This is a genomic window from Burkholderia stagnalis (assembly GCF_039848545.1).
Taxonomy (GTDB): Bacteria; Pseudomonadota; Gammaproteobacteria; order Burkholderiales; family Burkholderiaceae; genus Burkholderia; species Burkholderia stagnalis.
The window spans coordinates 3289306-3306993 of the sequence record NZ_CP156685.1 but is presented as its reverse complement, the minus strand read 5'-3'; the positions used below and the strand labels follow the sequence as shown (position 1 = coordinate 3306993).

General features: G+C 60.5%; 12 protein-coding genes. 5 read left to right on the top strand and 7 right to left on the bottom strand.

Annotated elements, in window-relative coordinates:
• Positions 1-10: 10 nt before the first annotated feature.
• The 3 genes from rfbA to rfbD are packed head-to-tail and all read left to right on the top strand — an operon-like array spanning position 11 to position 2354.
• On the top strand, positions 11-904 hold the full coding sequence (gene rfbA, locus ABFO07_RS15330; RefSeq protein ID WP_059565345.1) for a glucose-1-phosphate thymidylyltransferase RfbA: 894 nt from the start codon (positions 11-13) through the stop codon (positions 902-904).
• The gene (gene rfbC / locus ABFO07_RS15325) at positions 889-1440 is read left to right on the top strand and encodes a dTDP-4-dehydrorhamnose 3,5-epimerase (RefSeq protein ID WP_060149156.1); all 552 of its coding nucleotides are present in this window, start codon (positions 889-891) and stop codon (positions 1438-1440) included. Before rfbA ends, rfbC begins: the two co-directional genes overlap by 16 nt.
• Positions 1437-2354: a dTDP-4-dehydrorhamnose reductase gene (gene rfbD, locus ABFO07_RS15320; RefSeq protein ID WP_347467818.1), complete on the top strand. Its 918-nt coding sequence runs from the start codon at positions 1437-1439 to the stop codon at positions 2352-2354. Before rfbC ends, rfbD begins: the two co-directional genes overlap by 4 nt.
• Before the next feature lie 10 nt (positions 2355-2364).
• Here the strand turns inward: rfbD and ABFO07_RS15315 are convergent, their stop codons facing one another.
• The 5 genes from ABFO07_RS15315 to ABFO07_RS15295 form a co-directional block, all read right to left on the bottom strand.
• Positions 2365-3276 (bottom strand): glycosyltransferase family 2 protein, encoded by a 912-nt coding sequence (locus ABFO07_RS15315; protein WP_060149155.1) that lies wholly within the window; start codon positions 3274-3276, stop codon positions 2365-2367.
• Between the two features lie 161 nt (positions 3277-3437).
• Positions 3438-5594: a glycosyltransferase family 2 protein gene (locus tag ABFO07_RS15310; protein ID WP_185642619.1), complete on the bottom strand. Its 2157-nt coding sequence runs from the start codon at positions 5592-5594 to the stop codon at positions 3438-3440.
• A gap of 12 nt (positions 5595-5606) precedes the next feature.
• The gene (locus ABFO07_RS15305) at positions 5607-7001 is read right to left on the bottom strand and encodes an ABC transporter ATP-binding protein (protein WP_347467816.1); all 1395 of its coding nucleotides are present in this window, start codon (positions 6999-7001) and stop codon (positions 5607-5609) included.
• Positions 6991-7815, bottom strand: coding sequence for an ABC transporter permease (locus ABFO07_RS15300; protein ID WP_017880710.1), 825 nt, complete (start codon positions 7813-7815; stop codon positions 6991-6993). Before ABFO07_RS15300 ends, ABFO07_RS15305 begins: the two co-directional genes overlap by 11 nt.
• Positions 7816-7981: 166 nt before the next feature.
• Positions 7982-8800 carry a sulfotransferase family protein gene (locus ABFO07_RS15295; protein ID WP_059802395.1) on the bottom strand — a complete coding sequence of 273 codons (819 nt, stop codon included), beginning with the start codon at positions 8798-8800 and terminating at the stop codon, positions 7982-7984.
• Positions 8801-9064: 264 nt separating this feature from the next.
• Between ABFO07_RS15295 and ABFO07_RS15290 the strand changes: the two genes are divergently transcribed.
• Together ABFO07_RS15290 and ABFO07_RS15285 are read left to right on the top strand one after the other, a co-directional pair.
• On the top strand, positions 9065-10453 hold the full coding sequence (locus tag ABFO07_RS15290) for an ABC transporter ATP-binding protein (RefSeq protein WP_347467813.1): 1389 nt from the start codon (positions 9065-9067) through the stop codon (positions 10451-10453).
• A 13-nt stretch (positions 10454-10466) separates the two neighbouring features.
• On the top strand, positions 10467-15692 hold the full coding sequence (locus ABFO07_RS15285) for a glycoside hydrolase family 99-like domain-containing protein (RefSeq protein ID WP_347467811.1): 5226 nt from the start codon (positions 10467-10469) through the stop codon (positions 15690-15692).
• Between the two features lie 287 nt (positions 15693-15979).
• On the opposite strand, the gene ABFO07_RS15280 is transcribed toward ABFO07_RS15285, so the two are convergent.
• Positions 15980-16408: a GtrA family protein gene (locus ABFO07_RS15280; RefSeq protein WP_347467809.1), complete on the bottom strand. Its 429-nt coding sequence runs from the start codon at positions 16406-16408 to the stop codon at positions 15980-15982.
• Positions 16405-17688: an NAD(P)/FAD-dependent oxidoreductase gene (locus tag ABFO07_RS15275; RefSeq protein WP_060149152.1), complete on the bottom strand. Its 1284-nt coding sequence runs from the start codon at positions 17686-17688 to the stop codon at positions 16405-16407. The genes ABFO07_RS15280 and ABFO07_RS15275 overlap by 4 nt, the downstream gene beginning before the upstream one ends.

Sequence of the window (17688 nt, the reverse complement as noted above, 5' to 3'; positions counted from 1 at the left end):
GATTGACGCGATGGCACGTAAAGGCATCATTCTCGCCGGTGGTTCCGGCACGCGGTTGTACCCGATTACGCACGTCGTGTCGAAGCAGCTTCTGCCGGTGTACGACAAGCCGATGATCTACTATCCGCTGTCGACGCTGATGGTGGCGGGCATTCGCGACGTCCTGATCATCTCGACGCCGCAGGACACGCCGCGCTTCGAAACGATGCTCGGTGACGGCAGCCAATGGGGGATGAATATCCAGTACGCGGTGCAGCCGTCTCCGGACGGCCTCGCGCAGGCGTTCATCATCGGGAAGGAGTTCGTCGGCAACGATCCGTCGGCGCTGATTCTCGGCGACAACATCTTCTACGGCCATGATCTCGCCAAGCAGCTCGAACGGGCACATGCGCAGGAGGCAGGTGCGACGGTGTTCGCTTATCACGTGCACGACCCGGAGCGTTACGGCGTCGTCGAGTTCGACAAGGGATTCCGCGCGCTGTCGATCGAGGAGAAGCCCGCGAAGCCGCGCTCGAACTACGCTGTGACGGGCCTGTACTTCTACGACAACCGCGTGTGCGACATCGCGGCGGACATCAAGCCGTCGCCGCGCGGCGAGCTGGAAATTACCGACGTCAATTCACGCTATCTCGACGAAGGCGCGCTGAACGTCGAAATCATGGGCCGCGGCTATGCATGGCTCGACACCGGCACGCACGATTCGCTGATCGAGGCCGCGAGCTTCATCGCGACGCTGCAGAAGCGGCAGGGCCTTGTGGTTGCCTGTCCCGAGGAAATTGCGTACCGCAAGCACTGGATCGATGCCGAGCAAGTGCTCAAGCTGGCGCAGCCGCTCGCGAAGAACGCTTACGGACAATACCTCAAGAACATTCTCACGGATCAAGTCGCATGGCCATCCAAGTAACGGCAACGGCGTTGCCCGAAATCAAGATCATCGAGCCGAAAGTATTCGGTGATGCGCGCGGGTTCTTCTACGAAAGCTTCAACGCGCGTGAATTTGCCGAGCAGGTGGAACCCGGTATCGAGTTCGTTCAGGACAACCATTCGCGTTCGGCGAAGGGCGTGCTGCGCGGGCTGCATTACCAGATTCAACATGCGCAAGGCAAGCTGGTTCGCGTCGTGGAAGGGGAGGTCTTCGACGTCGCGGTCGATATTCGCAAGGGCTCGCCGAATTTTGGCAAATGGGTCGGTGTCGTGCTGTCGAACGACAATCATCGCCAGCTGTGGGTGCCGCCGGGCTTCGCGCATGGATTCGTCGTGTTGTCGGAGGCCGCGCAATTCCTCTACAAAACGACCGACTACTGGTTCCCGGAGCACGAGCGCAGCATCGTCTGGAACGACCCGGAAATCGGGATCGAGTGGCCGATCGACTTCGAACCGCTGCTGGCCGCGAAGGATGCGGCGGGCAAGCGTCTCGCCGAAGCAGAAGTTTTCGCATGAGCGGAGCACTCGACGTGAACGCTGGCCGCATTCCGCAACGCATCCTGGTGACCGGCGTCAATGGCCAGGTCGGATTCGAACTCGTGCGCACGCTTCAGGGGCTGGGTCAGGTTTTCGCCGTCGATCGCAGCGCACTCGATCTTTCGCAGCCTGATTCGATACGCGCGGTGATCCGTGAGATACGGCCGACCCTGATCGTCAATCCGGCTGCATACACCGCCGTGGACAAGGCGGAGCAGGAACGCGATCTCGCGATGGCGATCAATGGCGTGGCGCCGGGTGTGATGGGCGAGGAAGCGCGCAAATTGGGCGCGGCCTTGATTCATTACTCGACCGACTACGTATTCGACGGTACCAAGGACGGCGAGTACGTCGAAACCGACCCGGCTTGTCCGGCGAATGTCTACGGCGAGTCGAAACTGGCGGGCGAAGCGGCCATCGCTGCGTCCGGTGCGGCGCATCTGATTTTCCGTACGAGCTGGGTCTATGGTGCGCGCGGACGCAATTTCATGCTGACGATGCTTCGCCTCGGCAAGGAGCGAAGCGAGCTGAAGGTTGTGTCCGACCAGATTGGCGCCCCGACCTGGAGTAACACGATCGCGACATTGACTTCGCACGTCGTCGCTCAGGCGAAGGCATCGCAAGACGTGACGCAATGGTGGAACGAGCGATCCGGCATTTATCACATGACTGCGAGCGGGGTAACGTCCTGGCACGGCTTTGCGTCGGCGATATTCGAACTTGCAGGCGGAGAATCGCGGCCGAGCGTGCTGCCGATTTCGGCCGCGGAGTATCCGGTGCCGGCGACGCGTCCGGCAAACTCGCGCATGGCGGGGGGCAAGCTTCAGGATGTATTCGGCTTGCGTGCCCCCGACTGGAAAGAAGCGCTCGATCTCTGCCTGGCAGGGCGCTGATTGGCGGCCGTCAGCGGGGGCGGTTATCGTATTCGCCGCCGCGGCCGCGCAGCCCGTCGAGCGTTCCCTTGAGCATCATCCCGACGTCGGCCGCTCGATGTCGGGAGAACAGGGCGAAGATCCAGAACTTGACGGCGAGCCGGGTAATCTCGTGAATCTTCCAGGCGATCGGGATGTAACGGCGGCGGCACAGCAATAACGCGTTGCGATAATAGTAGTACCGACGAATCGGCTTGTGCATCGCAATGCGTAGCGCGGCGAGCTTGAGGGCTTTTTCACCGATCGCGTGGTGCATGCGAACGTCATAGACCCCATAGCTCTGGAGGCCGGCCGCCTTGGCACGCAAGCCCCATTCGATATCGACGTAGTCGATGAAGAGCGTTTCGTCGAGCGCGCCGACCTGATCGATTGCGCGGAGCGGAACAAGCGCGCCGGACGTGATCAGGTAATCGGCCGTGGTCCAGCTCACACCGTCATGCGCATGTTTGCGCCGCGGAACACCATACGCAAATTCGATAAACGGCAGGTAGTGGCCGCGGTTCTGCTCGAAAAAGTACGGACCTATCTGTGCAACCGGCCGATGCTGCCGCGCGAGCTCGTCGTGATGTCCCTCGAGCTGGTCGACCATTGCATCGGATGGCGAGCTGTCCTGATCGAACAGCACCGCGAACTCGGCCGTGCCGAATTCGCGCACGGTACGAAACCCGGTGTTCAGGGCCGCGGCGATACCGGTGTTGATGCCTTGGTCGAGCACATGGATGTTGGCGGCCGGCAGATTGTGACGCCAGTCGTTCAGATTGGTCGAGCCGTTATCGACGATTACTATCCTGTTGACCTGCGGCGAGAGGGTCGAGACGAGGCTCGATAGCGCAGTGACATCGGGTTCGTAAGTAACGACGATTGCGTCGGAGCGAAGCGACAAGATCGAGTTGCCTGAGAGTGTGTGTTATCGGCGATCGACACATCCGGAATGCGGTGTATCCGCAATCGGTGATGTCGATCGATTATACAGCCCGGCTTTTTCGGACCAGACCGGCCGAAAGCCGGGGCGTTCGGGGCAACGCCGAGCGCCTTGCCCGCCCCTCAGTCCAGCATGCCGATTCGAGGTGGATCGGCGAAAGCGAATGGTGCATCGTGTCCGCTTAGCGTCAGATTGGGGTTGTAGGCTGGATCGAGCTCGAGATGATCGCCCCAGCGTTGTTCCATCCATCGCACCTCGCCGACGAAGCGCTGATACTTGTCCGGGTCCATGTCGGAACCGCGTGTGGCCGACTCGTGATGATACAGCTCGGCAAAGGGCGTCCACACATTCCGATAGCCCGCTTCACGAACGCGCAAGCAGAAGTCGACATCGTTGAATGCGACCGCGAGTTCTTCGTTCAGTCCCCCGACTTCCATATAGATGGATTTGCGAATGACCAGGCAGGCAGCGGTTACCGCCGACAGATTCTGGGCGGCGGCGGCTCGGCAGAAATAGCCGAAGCCGCCGCGCGGCAGCAGCGTGTGCATATGGCCCGCCACGCCACCGAGTCCAATGACTACGCCGCCGTGCTGGAGCGTGTCGTTCGGGTACCAAAGCGCGGCTCCAACGGCGCCGTTCCCGGGCTGGGACGCAATACCGACCAGTTCATCCAGCCACTCGGGCGAAATGATCTCGATGTCATTATTCAAGAGGCAGAGATAGTCGCCTGTCGCGAGGGCTGCAGCTCGATTGTTGAGTGCCGAGTAATTGAACGGCGAGTCGTCGCGAATGACACGGATGCGCGGTTCGGATTTCAGCGACTCGAAATACGTCAGTGTTTCGCTTTTTACGCTGCCGTTATCGATGACGATAATTTCGTAATCGGGATAGTTTGTTTTGGCGAAAATGCTGTCGATGCATTGCTTGATCAGCGAAAGCCCGTCCCGGGTCGGGATGAGGATCGAGATCTTCGGTGCGGGTTGAGGCAGCGCGTACCGAACCCGGAGCGTCGAATGCTGGTCGCACGGGTGCTCGACCGTTGCTCGGGTATGGGTTCGCGCCAAATGTTCCTCGAGTGCGCGAATGGCGGCGAGCAACGCGTAAGGCTTTTCGCTTCCGCTGCTCGCGGTACTGCCGGGCGCGACGCGCCAGTGGTACAGCACGTGCGGAATGTGAACGACGCTGTCGTGCCCGGCCAATTCGACGCAGCGAAGCGCCAGATCGTAATCCTGGCTGCCTTCGAAGCCCTTTCTGAATCCACCGGCCTCGCGTGCCAGTGCGGTTTCGTATATGCCGAAATGGGAGAACATGTTCTGAGCGAGAAACAACTGCGGATTCCAGTCGCTCTTGAAGTATGGCGAGGTGCGCTTGCCATCGACGGAGAGCTTGTCCTCGTCGCTATAGAACATCCGGGCACGCGGGTATCTGTTCATGTATTTCACTGCCATGAACAGAGCGTGAGCCGGCAGGACGTCGTCGTGATCGAGCAGGGCGACAAACTGCCCGTTCGCGATTGCAAGGGCGCTATTGCTGGCTTCGGAAATGTGCCCGTTTTCGGTTCGATACACGACCTTGATTCGTTCGTCTTGCGCGCGAGCCGCCTCAAGGACCTGTTTCACCGATTCCGACGTGGATGCGTCGTCGGCGATGCACAGTTCCCAGTTCGGATAGAGCTGCTGTCGAACCGACTCGATCATCGCTTGCAGGAAATGTGCGTCGCTGTTGTAGGTCGGTACGACGATCGAGATCAGGGGGGCGCTTTGGAAGTGCGCCATTTCAGCGAGGGCCTGATTTCGCTTCTGCTCGGTAAGCGTATCGTATCGGTCGATCCACGCGTGATAGAGCTCGTCCAATGACGTTCCGTCCGCCAGGCCGGCACTTTTGCTCAGTCGCGACAGGCGTGCGCGCAAGCCATTGATGCCTTCGCGCTGAAAGGTCGCGAGACCATGGCGGAACACGTTCTGATAGCCGCCGCGCAACGCAACCTGGCGGGAGGCGAGCTGGAAGACGAGCCTGGTTGCATGCGCGATCCGGCCGATGCGTCTGAGGGGCGCGGTGAAGCGCCACGACGTCGAGTTGCGGATCGTGGCGATATCGGTTCTTAATCTTGCGGCCTCTGCTCGTGCGAGGGCGCCTTCCGTGACTTGAGCGCGCAGCTGTTTCAGCTGTTCGTTCAGAAGTTCGTTGCGCTTGACTGCGTCGGCAAGCTGGCGTTCGAGGTCGCTGTCGGGAGTGTTCCCGGTACCGGATTGCGTCGGTGGCTGGGGAGTGTCAATCATGGCAGTGGAGCATTAGGTCCGGGGCGTAGCGGCGGCGTCGACAGACATCGAAATTTGTATCGGAATCCCGACCAGCCCGGTCGACGAGGACGATGCCTCGGACTTGAAAACATACGCATCGTGCCGATGCAGCAGAACCCGGCTGCCTGGCCACGTCGCGTCTGCGACGACGATATCGATTGCATATTCGCCTGGCGTCAGGATCGGCATGTCGAACGTGAATTGCGCTCGGATCTGCTCATTTGCCGGCACGTCGAGCGACGGGTCGAGCGATGCCCAGTACGTATGATCGCCGAACAGCCGTCGCCCGAGCTTGTCCTTGACGGTGAATCCGACGACTGCGGCGGATACGTGACACGCAGCGGATGTTTCGACGCACAGCGTCGCGATTTCTCTGCCGGCGGTCCACAGCATCCGGCTACCGTCTTCCCTGAGAAGCTCAACCGTGTGCAGGGTTGCTGCGCCATCGGGGGGCGAATCGGCGGCTGAAGGGTCGAAGGTGAAATTGCGCACGCCAAGATCACGGGACGGGAACCGCGTGCGCTGGTCCAGCCGTGTTTCGGCATGGCTGTCGGGCCGTGCGGCCAAAGGTGCGGCGGCGATCCTGCTCTTGCCTTGCTGTGATTCGTAGAAGGCTTGAAGGTAGCGGTTGCTGACGTCTTTCGGGTCGCCCTCGTCGACAATGGCGCCGCGATCGATCCAGACGGCGCGGGTGCACAGGCTTCGTATGGCAGATGTGTCGTGACTGACGAACAGGATCGTCCCGGTCTGCATGAACTTCCGCAGGAAGCGCATGCATTTCTGGGTGAAGAACGCGTCCCCGACGGCAAGTGCCTCGTCGACCACGAGAATATCGGCATCGACGTGCGCGATGACCGCGAATGCGAGTCGCACGAACATCCCGCTCGAATAGGTCTTGACCGGCTGATCGATGAAATGGCCGATATCCGCAAACGCTTCGATGGCTGCAAACCGCTCGTCGATCTGCTCCTTCGAGAGGCCATGCAGCTGTCCGTTCATGTAGACGTTTTCGCGCCCGGTGTACTCGGGATCGAAACCCGATCCCAACTCGAGCAATGCAGCGATTCGCCCTGTTGCATGAACGGCGCCGCCAGTCGGCGACAGCGTTCCGCAAATGATCTGCAGCAGCGTGCTCTTGCCGGACCCGTTTCTGCCGATGATGCCGACCGTTTCGCCGCGAGAGATCGTCAGATCGATGTCGCGAAGGGCCCAGAAGGTCCGTCCGGCGGAATCGGCGCGGTGGCGCAACCATGTCTTGAGCGGGCGGGCCGGCGCGAGTCGGGCGGCGAATCCGTACAGCGATTGGCGAAGGCGATCGGAAGGCCGGCTGTACGTTTTGAAGCCTTTGCTCAGCGACGTGACCTGAATGACGTGCTCAGATGACATCCGCAAATCCCTTGCGCGTTTTCTGGAACCAGGCAAAGCCGATCCACGACGCGATCAGGCCGATCGCCAGGTAGATGGCCCATATCGACCAATCGATCGGTTTCCCCCAGATCAGGACATTCCGGCTTTGTTCAATCGGAAAGGTCAACGGATTCCAGTAAATGAAGCGCTGAAAGCTCGCGGGGAGCGACGACGCGGGAAAAAATATCGGGGACAGGAACATCAGCGCCGTGACGAAAATGCCGATCGTCTGCCCGATGTCGCGCAGATACACGCCCGTCGCGGACAGCAGCCAGGAGATTCCGAGGATCAGCAAGCAGAGCGGCACCAGCACCACGGGCAGCAGCAGTGCCGTCGCAGGAATGTGCCCCTGTATCAGGAATTCGGCGACCAAGAGAATCGTCACGCTCACGAACGCGTGAAAGAGTGCCGACAGCAGGGTGACGCACGGCAGTATCTCGAGCGGGAAGACGATCTTTTTCACGAAGTTGGTGTTGGCCAACACGATGGACGGCGCACGATTCACGCATTCGGAAAATATATTGAAAGTCAACATGCCGGCGAACAGCACGATCGCGAACTCGCCATGTGATCCCGGGGTCGACTGGTTGCCCCATCTCGACTTGAATACCCCGCTGAATACGAACGTGTAGACGCTCAACATCAGCAGCGGCGTCAGCATCGACCAGAAAATCCCGAGCGCCGATCCCTTGTATCGACCGACTGCGTCTCGCCGCGCGAGGTCAAACATGAGCCGGCGATTCTTCACCAGCGATGTCAGGAGGTACATCGGTGAGGCACTGAAGCTTTGCATGGTCTGCGAGCGGAAGCGACTTAACACGGGATAGGGACGAACTCCCGTCCGGGCAGACGCTGCGCGACAGCGGTGGTTCGTTCTGCTCCCGGAGGGAAACGAACGATTATCTCATAGCGTCCGGGGATGAATTTGCCGCTTTCGGGCCCCGAAAGCGGTAGATGCATCACATGTAACCAAATGTTCGCATTGCTTCCCGAGCGCTGTATTCGCAGTGTTCGATCACCGTGGGCAAGAGCTGGTTGCGCCACGCGTTGATGCGTTCGGGCAGGAACGGTTGCGCGAGGTTGAGGTGACTCGGGTTGGTACGGAGTTCCGGGCCGCGCCTGCCCGATTCCAGCATGGACTCGTGAAATGGAACGCCGAGAAGGCGCGTGATTTGCTCGCCGGTCGCCGAGGGGTTCGTGATGAAATCCTCGTAGCGGACCAGCAGATAGTTGGGGCGGTCCTTGAGCGCGTGATACAGATGCAAGTTAGTGTAATTCCAGATGCGCGGAAAGTATTCCTCGATGCCGGCAGGCGCCCAGTCGACGTTCAGCAATGAGGAGACCGACCCCCGGACGTCGCGAACGATGTGGATGAACTTCATCTGGGCGTTGTCGAGCAGCCCGACCTCTTCGAGCTTTCGAATCGAAAGCAGGTCGTCCGGCGACTTGTCGCCGCACTCCAGCTTGCCCAGCCGCTTGGCCAGTTCACCGTAGAGGGACTGCAGCACGCCGGCGAGTGAAGGCTGCGCCGATCTGACGATGTCGTACAGGTCGCTCTCGCTGAAATATGGCCCAAAAACCACCGGGAAGTCGTCGGATGCGATCAGGGCTTGCGCCATGACGTCCGCGGCCTTGCTCCAGTTCGAGATGCTGCCGGCCAGATGGGCGCTGGTGCTGATCAGGGTCGTCTGCATCGGGATGAACAGATCCGGATGCAGGTTGAGCGTTTCCTTGAGCAGTGTGGTACCGGAGCGGGGTGAACCGAAGACGATGAACATGCGTATGACCTTTGCTGATGCTTGGTGTGCCGTGGACAGCCCTCAGGCTGACACCCATTATTGCAGAGTGGCGAGGGGCTCCATGTTACGTATGGTTACGGTTTGCGCCAATGCCCGGCGCTGTTTCGGGGTGCAATGCGATGCGCGGCGCCCCCGTCTGTCACGCGCGGACGGGTTTGCTAAAATGGCGAGTTACGTCCGGACCGAGCAGGCCGGTTACTTTTGCGATCGCGCGTGGATCGCGCTTTCCATGGAAGGGCTTCGATGTCCAAGCAAATTGTCATTCGAGCGACCGAAGTGGCAAAAGGGTTTCGTTCGTATGACCATCCGGCAAACCATCTCAAGCAGGCCGCATTCGGGCTCGCGAGCCGGGCGCTGACGAGCCGGAGATGGCGTGAATCCGCGCGGAAGAAATCGGAGTCGTACGCAGACGCATTCTGGGCGTTGACCGACGTGAGCTTCGAGGTCGCGAAGGGCGAAACCATCGGTATCATCGGACGGAATGGCTCGGGCAAGAGCACGCTGCTGCAGATCGTCTGCCAGACGCTGAGCCCGACTCGAGGCACGATCGAGACGGTAGGCAGGGTCGCCGCGCTGCTCGAACTGGGTTCCGGGTTCGATCTCGAATACACCGGCCGTGAGAACATCTACCTGAACGCGCAACTGCACGGCCTTTCGCGTAGCCAGATCGACGAACGGCTCGACAGGATTATCGAGTTTGCCGATATCGGCGAGTTCATCGACCAACCGGTCAAGTCGTACTCGAGCGGGATGTTCGTGCGGCTCGCGTTCGCGGTTATTGCCCACGTCGATGCGGACATCCTGGTGGTGGACGAAGCGCTGGCGGTCGGTGACGCCTTTTTTAATCAGAAGTGCCTGCGGTTCATGGACCGGTTCAGGGAAAACGGCACGATTCTGTTCGTCAGCCACGATACGTCGACCGTAAAGAAGCTGTGCTCGCGCGTCATCTGGATCGACAAGGGCGAAGTCAAGCGAGTCGGTGATCCAGAAGCGGTCTGTGAAGCCTATCTCGAGGCGTACTTTGACTCTGCGCCGAGTACCGTCGGCGCAGACGAGCGCCAGACTCCCAAACCCCCGCGGATAGCGACGAGCGAGGCCGATACGCGGTTGGCGCTCATCAACGCGACGCCTTATCGCAATGACATCGAGGTATTGCAGTTCGATCCCGATGCGGCGTCGTTCGGCAGCGGGGCCGCGCGCATCTTGAACGTGGAATTCGTCGATGACTCGAACGTGCCGCTGAGTTGGATCGTTGGAGGGGAGCGGGTGACGCTTCGCGTGACCGCATCCATTCATGACGATGTCCGCGCCCCCATCATCGGTTTTTTCTTCAATGACCATCTCGGTCAGCAGCTGTTCGGAGAGAACACGTATCTGACATACAAAGGGCAGGATGCGTCGTGTAGCGCCAGTGACACGCTGGTGGCTCATTTCTCGTTTGCGATGCCGCTGCTGCCGGTGGGCGAGTACATGATCAACGTGGCGATTGCCGACGGCACCCAGCAAGACCATGTCCAGTTGCACTGGATTCACGATGCGCTGCCGGTTCGCGTGCATTCGTCAAGTGTCACGAACCACCTTCTTGCCGTGCCGATGCTGCGTGTAGGGGTTACGGCATCTTCGGCCGCGTAGTAACAGAGCTTTTATGTCCAACGAATATTTGAAGATTACCGAGAGCACCTTGACCTCGTCCGAAAAGAACACCGTGCCGACCACCCATCAGGCCGACGATCTGGTCTGGGATGGCGAGCGCTACATTCCCGGGATGTCCGCCCAGATCGAGGTCGAGCACATGCACCGGTATCTCGTTGCACGCAAGCTCGCGAAGGGGCTGCGGGTGCTTGATATCGCCTGTGGTGAAGGCTACGGATCGTTCGCGCTTGCCCGCGAGGCTGCGACAGTCGTCGGTGTCGACATCAGCGAGGACGCGATTCGTCACGCACGGGCGGAGTATGGACAGCGTGCGGCAAATCTCGAATTCGTGGTCGGGTCTGCTGCGAATATTCCGCTGGGTGACTCAAGTGTCGATCTCGTCGTGAGTTTCGAAACGATCGAGCATCACGACCAGCACGAAGCGATGATACGGGAGATTCGGCGCGTGCTTCGCCCGGGCGGGCTCGTCGTCATTTCCAGTCCCAACAAATACGAGTATTCGGATGTGACGGGTTATTCCAATCCGTGGCATGTCAAAGAGCTGTATCTCGACGAGTTCGAGACGCTGTTGCGCACGCAGTTTTCGCATGTCGGGCTTTACGGGCAGCGCGTCATGACAGGGTCGGTGCTTGCGACGCTCGACGCAAGGGATGCGCAGATGCGGACCTTGCTGCCGGAGAACGTCCAGGGCGACGACGAGCAAGTCGGCATTGCGCGGCCGCTCTACTTTGTCGCGCTGGCATCGGACGGCGAACTGCCGAGTCTCGATGTGACGGTGTACGAAGTAACGGCGACCGCCGGAGAGGTGATCTCCAAGACGCAGGGTGGTCGGATCGAATGCAAGGTGTATTGGCAGACCGACGTGGACGACGCGTGGTCCGAACGTCATGCAATGGGCTGCTACGTGCTGGCCGACGGCAGCGAGCGCGTTGCGCGCCTTGAATTGCGCGAACCGGCCGCGGAACTCAAGGTGCGGAGGCTGCGCATCGATGTGATCGATCGTCCAGGCATTGTCGAATTGATCGACATCGCCCTTGCCGATTCCGCTGGAAAGATTTTCTGGTCGTGGCGCAGCGATTTCGTAACGAAGCCGGAGGTGTTCGGCGCGTACGTACTGGAGGACGGCTGGCCGATCAAATTGCTTGTCCCCGGGGATGACCCATGGTTCGAATTGCCGGTTCCCGACCATGTATTGAGCCAAATTTCGAACGGATGCGAGTTGTTGCTCAGACTGTCCGCGCGTGCGGAAGCCGGAGCGATCGCGGAATTCGCGATGCGGTTGGAGCGCCAGCTGAAGGAACGGAACGTGCCGGTACCGGATGCGCTGCAGGTCGAGCGCGGGAGCGCGCCGGCTGACCTGGCTGCGTTCCGCGAACACGGCGAAAGCGTCGAAGGTATCGAAGTTCATGACGAGCCTGCGTTGCAGGCGATGTCGAGTCTGAGGGAAATCGTCAAACTGGAGCGGGCATTCCGGGAGCATCTTTCGAAGACGCTCGACGAGAAGAACAAACACCTGGCCGAGGTCAGCGAGCTACTGGCGGAAGCGAACGAGCGCGTGGCGTTTCTGGACCGGCATTTCGCGGAGCAGACGCAGAGCCTGTCGGACGAGAATCGTTCTCTCGCGGAGAAGGCGCTGGGCCTCGAGCGCGAACGTGAACGGCTTGCAAACGACTACCATCGAACGGTTGCCGAGTTGGCGCGTCTTGCGGCGGAGAGCGATCGGATGGCATTGGTCGTCGGGCAGCGCGACGAACAGATCGGCACACTGTTGGGAAGTACGTCGTGGCGGATCACGAGGCCTTTGCGTTTCGCGAAACGCCTGATGCAAGGCGGCGAGACGCGAACCGTGGCGATCCACGCGGCGGGCAAGGTGCTGTATCGACGGTTGCCGGTGCCCGGGCTGCTCAAGCGCAAGGTCAAGGGGCTTTTCTTCCGGCTGTTCCCCGGTGTGTTCGCGCATACGCGCGCCTACCAGGACTGGCTGGCGCTTCGACGCCGTGTGCATGTGCAAACGCTTGGCGAGCATGCTGCGAAGTACCCGGTTGCCGAACCTGCGCCGGCCCCTTCAGCAGAGACATCCGAACCGAAGGCGGACGAGGTCAATCTCGCGTCGCAGCGCCTGCCGGTGTCGGCGGTCAACCCGTCGACGGATTACCAATCGTTCCCGCCCGAGCCGCCGCGCGAAGTGCCGGTCAAGACCATCGCGTTCTATTTGCCGCAATTCCATCCATTCCCGGAAAACGACGAATGGTGGGGCCGCGGTTTTACCGAATGGACGAATGTGACGCGCGCCGTGCCGCAGTTCGCGGGGCACTATCAGCCGCATTTGCCTGGTGAACTGGGCTTCTATGACTTGCGGATTCCCGACGTGCAGCGCCGCCAGGTGGAGCTTGCGAAGGCGGCGGGTCTCGGCGGATTCTGCTTCTACTTCTATTGGTTCGGTGGCAAGCGGCTGATGGAAGCGCCGATCCGCCAGTACCTCGAGCACCGCGAGTTCGATTTGCCATTCTGCCTGTGCTGGGCGAATGAAAACTGGAGCCGACGCTGGGATGGCCTGGACCAGGAACTGCTGATTTCGCAGCATCATTCGCCCGACGACGATCTGGCGTTCATCGCCCATGTCGCTCAGTACATGCGGGACGAGCGCTATATTCGTATCGACGGCCGTCCGCTGTTGCTGGTTTATCGCCCGAATCTCCTGCCGGATGCACGCGCGACCGTTACGCGATGGCGTGAATGGGCTCGCGCGAACGGTCTCGGCGAGTTGTATCTTGCCTATACGCAGTCGTTCGAAAGGGTCGATCCGCGCGAATACGGGTTCGACGCCGCCATCGAATTCCCGCCGAACAACAGCAATCCGCCGTCGAAAGCGGATAGCGTCACGCTGGTCAACACCGGATATTCGGGCCATATCCTTGATTGGACGCACTATCTGGAGCGAAGCCGCTCATATTCGGATGCCGAGTACCGTCTGTTCCGCGGCGTGACGCCCTCGTGGGACAACGAGGCGCGCAAGCCCGGGCGTGGCACCGTCTTTGTCGGGTCGACGCCGAAGCTGTACGAAGAGTGGCTGTTCAATGCCTCGGTCGATACGGTTCGCCGGATCGAGAATCCGGACGAGCGTCTCGTCTTCATCAACGCGTGGAATGAATGGGCGGAGGGCGCGCATCTCGAACCCGACCGTCGCTACGGATACGCGTGGCTGCAAGCCACTAACGACGCGCTTTCGCGCGCCGCCGCGGCGGGTAGTGCGCGCCGAGTCCTGGTCGTTTCGCATGATGCGTACGCGCATGGCGCGCAGTTCCTCGCGCTGAATCTCGTCAAGACCCTGGCCACGGATTTCGGCATCGACGTCGCGACCGTATTGCTGGGCGAAGGGCCGCTCAAGGCCGAGTTCGAGCGCTGGGGCACCGTCCACGATCTGTCCGGCCTCGATCACGAGGGTGAAGAAGCTCAGGCGCTCGTTGCCAGGCTCGTTCAACAGGGCTTCGGCGCCGCGATCTGCAACACGACGGTGTCGGGCCTGTTTGCCGGCACCTTGTCTCGGGCTGGCGTGAAATGCATTGCGCTGGTTCACGAACTTCAGGGCATGCTGACCAAGTATGGTCTTGAACGCCACGCGTCCGAAATATCCGCTCATGCAAAGTCGGTCGTTTTCCCGGCTGAAATGGTGAGGAACTCGTTCACGCAGTTCGCCGGACTGACCGAGCAACAGATCCGTATTCGGCCCCAGGGGCTGTACAAGCGCAACCACATGCGGGGCGATGTCGAGCGTGCACGCTCCGCGTTGCGCGAACGCCTGCATTTGCCGAGAGATGCGAAGATCGTGCTGGGCGTGGGCTACGCCGACTTCCGCAAGGGGGTCGATATGTTCGTGCAAGCCGCTGCCGAACTTGTCGATCGAGATGACGTGTATTTCGTCTGGGTTGGGCATTGGGAGAGCGAGGCCAAGGCGAACGCCGACGCAATCGTCGGGCAACACGGCCTGCAGCGCAAAGTCGTGTTCACGGGGCTTGATGCCGATACGGACCTCTACTATGCAGGCGCTGACGTTCTTGCATTGACGTCCCGGGAGGATCCGTTCCCGTCGGTCGTGCTCGAGGCATTGGAAGTCGGTGTGCCGGTCGTCGCCTTTGATGGTGCGACCGGCAGTTGCGAACTGCTGAAGCGCGGCAGCGGCATCGTGGTTCCTCTCGAGGACGTCGGCGCCTTCGCCGGCGCGCTGCGCGAAATCGTCGAGCATGTCGCGCAGGCGCAGGATCTGGGCGCCAAGGGCGCCCGGATCGTGGCCGAGGAGTTTTCCTTCCGCCACTACGTATTCGATCTGCTCGACATGCTCGATTGCGGCTTCAAGCGCGTTTCCGTCGTGGTTCCCAACTACAACTACGAGCGCTTCATCGATGAGCGGCTGGGTTCGATTCTCAAGCAAACCTATCCGATCTACGAATTGATCGTGCTGGACGACAACTCGTCGGATGGGAGCGTTCAAGCTATCCGCGAACGACTGGCGAATCAGGCAATCGACAATCGTCTCGTCGTCAACAGCGCGAATTCCGGTTCGGTTTTCGCCCAATGGAAGCGCGGCGTCGAGCTTGCAAAGGGCGACTACGTCTGGATCGCCGAAGCGGACGATCTGTCGGATCCGGAATTCCTTGCTGCCGTCATGGAGGGATTCGGTGACGAAAGGACGGTCCTGAGCTACTGCGAATCGAAGCAGATGGCCGAAACGGGCGAGCTCATCTGTGCGCACTACCGCGACTACGTCGCCGATATCTCGGTCGACAAGTGGACGCAGTCCTATATTGCGGACGGCAAGCAGGAAATATCCAGCGCGCTCGCGGTCAAGAACACGATACCGAACGTCAGTGCGGTCGTGTTCAAGCGAGCGATTATCGAAGATGTCCTGGAGCGTTACTTCGACGATATCCGGCAGTTTCGGGTCGCGGGTGACTGGATGGTGTACCTGCGGATGGCTGATCGAGGCATGATCGCATTCGTTCCGGAGCCGCTCAATCGGCATCGCAGGCATGCAGCCAGCGTGACCATTGGCGGCGACGCCGAGGCATTGCTCAAGGAGATTCGCAGCGTTCAGTTATGGGTGCGTCGACATCATTCAGTCGATGCCGCCGTTATTGAGATCGCCGACCGATATGCGCAGCAGCTTTGCGTGCAGTTTGAGGTCGATTCGCGGGTGGTCGAGGCGGTGACGGCGTCGTGATGGAGGGGACGAGGCGCGGGGTACGTTCCCGCTCCTCGTTTCTTGCGCTGTGACTTCGGTTGACGTGGGGGCGAATGGCATCGCGACAATGCAGGCCAACCAGACCGACATGTGGTTCCGGGGGGAGGCTTTTCGGTGACCGGCGCGGAAGTGACTCGACCGCCTCGTTTGCTGGCCATCCAGCAGGTCGAGTCGCTGTGAACCGTTATCCGACGTGGCAGCGGATGCCGGTGGCGATGTCTCCTTCGTCGCCGGATTGCCGGCGACAGGCGCTGTCGCCAGAGCTGTCAGTCTTCCTTGAACGACCACTTCTTGTGGCCGATATAGCTGGAAAACACCGGCACGGCCACGCCGACCAGGTGGGCGATTTCTTTCGCGTGCCAGACGATGCCGAGTCGGGGAAGCATGTAGTACGAGAGTCCCATGCTGACGAGCCATGTCTGCACAACGGCAAGTACGTTGACCAGCGTGAAAAATAATATGGACTTGCCGGTCGACTGCGTGCTCCGCGTGAACACGAAAAGCTTCGCAAGCACGAACGCGGTGATCATCCCGGTGAGATAGGCGAGCACGATTGCCGCGGAGAACGGCACCCACAGGTTGTAGGCGATCCGGCTGCTCCAGTTGACCGCGGCTGCCAAGCCGCCGGTCAGCAGGAACATCAGGAAGCGCTTCGACTCCTCGCTGCGCGTCGTCGCGGCTTGCGCGGCGCTCATGTCATCCTCGCCATTTTCCGTGCGAGACCAATACTTTCCGAAATGCCGCGGTCTTCGGGGTAGTAGTAGGACGTATCGGCCACGACGAGCCCCTTTACCGGCAACTGGATCGGAGGGAGTTTGTCGAGGTAGCCGGGATCGCACACCGGCTGCGCATACCGATAGCGGCTCGCGCGGACATCGATGAAGTCGTCCGGCTGGATCGCCGGGTTGATCTTCATCAGATACCGTTTGACCTTGTCGATGAAGACTTCGTCGGCCTCCTGATACTTCGGATGCTCACCCGGCACGTAGAACGGCACATAGACGATGTGCTGATCCATCGGACGGAGATTCGTGTATTCGACGATACCGGGAATGTCCATGTCCGGATCGTTCGTGTTGAGCCAGAAGTTGTTGGTGACCGCGCGCTTGAGCTTGGCGATCACGCACACGACTGCAACATACTTCGGTCGCTTGTAGGCTTCCAGTATCTTGCCGGGCAGGTCGGGCATCATCTGTGCCACATACGGCAGCGGGACCGTGCTGATCACGCGGTCGAACGGCGTGAATTCGCCGTTGGCCTCGATGCCTTTCACTTCGCCGTTCTCGATGACGACCTTGCGAGCCGGAGTGCGAAACCGGAATTCGCCGCCGCCCGCGACGATCGCGTCACGCATTGCATTCAGCAGCGTATCCGAACCGCCTTCGAGGTAGCCGAGCTTCTCGCGGAAAAGGTCATAGCGCGAACGGCCGATGCGCCGGATGCGGCTCCAGATCCACGCCGCCGACAGGTTCTGCGAGTAATCGTAGAACTTGTAATCGAACAGGCGACGCCACAGTACTTCCCATGCTTCATCGCCCACCCAGCGGCGAATCCAGCCGGTCGCCTCGACGCCGTCGAGCGGCTTCCAGTCATTGCGCTTCGTGGACAGAAACGCGTGCAAGCCGTAGCGGATCTTCGCGGCGAGACCGAGACCGCGGAATTTCAGCAATGCGACCGGGTTGCCCCAAGGCTGGACCTCATCCCGGAAGTAGTAGCCCATCTTGGTCTCGACCCATTTCATCTTGTCCTTGATGCCGAGTTCGTCGAGTACGTCGAAAAAGGCATGGTCGGAGATCGCGTGGAAATGGTAGTAGCGCTCGATCGACATACCGCCGAAGTCGAAACAGGCGGCCATTCCGCCGACGCGGTCGTCAGCCTCGAAAATGACCGGTTTGTAGCCGTCCTTGACGAGTTGGTAGGCGGCGCCGAGTCCCATCGGACCTGCGCCCAGCACGGCGATGCGTTCGTTTTTCAT

Coding starts and splice junctions, on each gene's coding strand:
- ABFO07_RS15295 (WP_059802395.1), bottom strand. CDS start 8,800: ATGTTCATCGTCTTCGGTTCACCCCGCTCCGGTACCACACTGCTCAAG.
- rfbD (WP_347467818.1), top strand. CDS start 1,437: ATGAGCGGAGCACTCGACGTGAACGCTGGCCGCATTCCGCAACGCATC.
- ABFO07_RS15300 (WP_017880710.1), bottom strand. CDS start 7,815: ATGCAAAGCTTCAGTGCCTCACCGATGTACCTCCTGACATCGCTGGTG.
- rfbA (WP_059565345.1), top strand. CDS start 11: ATGGCACGTAAAGGCATCATTCTCGCCGGTGGTTCCGGCACGCGGTTG.
- ABFO07_RS15305 (WP_347467816.1), bottom strand. CDS start 7,001: ATGTCATCTGAGCACGTCATTCAGGTCACGTCGCTGAGCAAAGGCTTC.
- rfbC (WP_060149156.1), top strand. CDS start 889: ATGGCCATCCAAGTAACGGCAACGGCGTTGCCCGAAATCAAGATCATC.
- ABFO07_RS15275 (WP_060149152.1), bottom strand. CDS start 17,688: ATGAAAAACGAACGCATCGCCGTGCTGGGCGCAGGTCCGATGGGACTC.
- ABFO07_RS15310 (WP_185642619.1), bottom strand. CDS start 5,594: ATGATTGACACTCCCCAGCCACCGACGCAATCCGGTACCGGGAACACT.
- ABFO07_RS15285 (WP_347467811.1), top strand. CDS start 10,467: ATGTCCAACGAATATTTGAAGATTACCGAGAGCACCTTGACCTCGTCC.
- ABFO07_RS15290 (WP_347467813.1), top strand. CDS start 9,065: ATGTCCAAGCAAATTGTCATTCGAGCGACCGAAGTGGCAAAAGGGTTT.
- ABFO07_RS15280 (WP_347467809.1), bottom strand. CDS start 16,408: ATGAGCGCCGCGCAAGCCGCGACGACGCGCAGCGAGGAGTCGAAGCGC.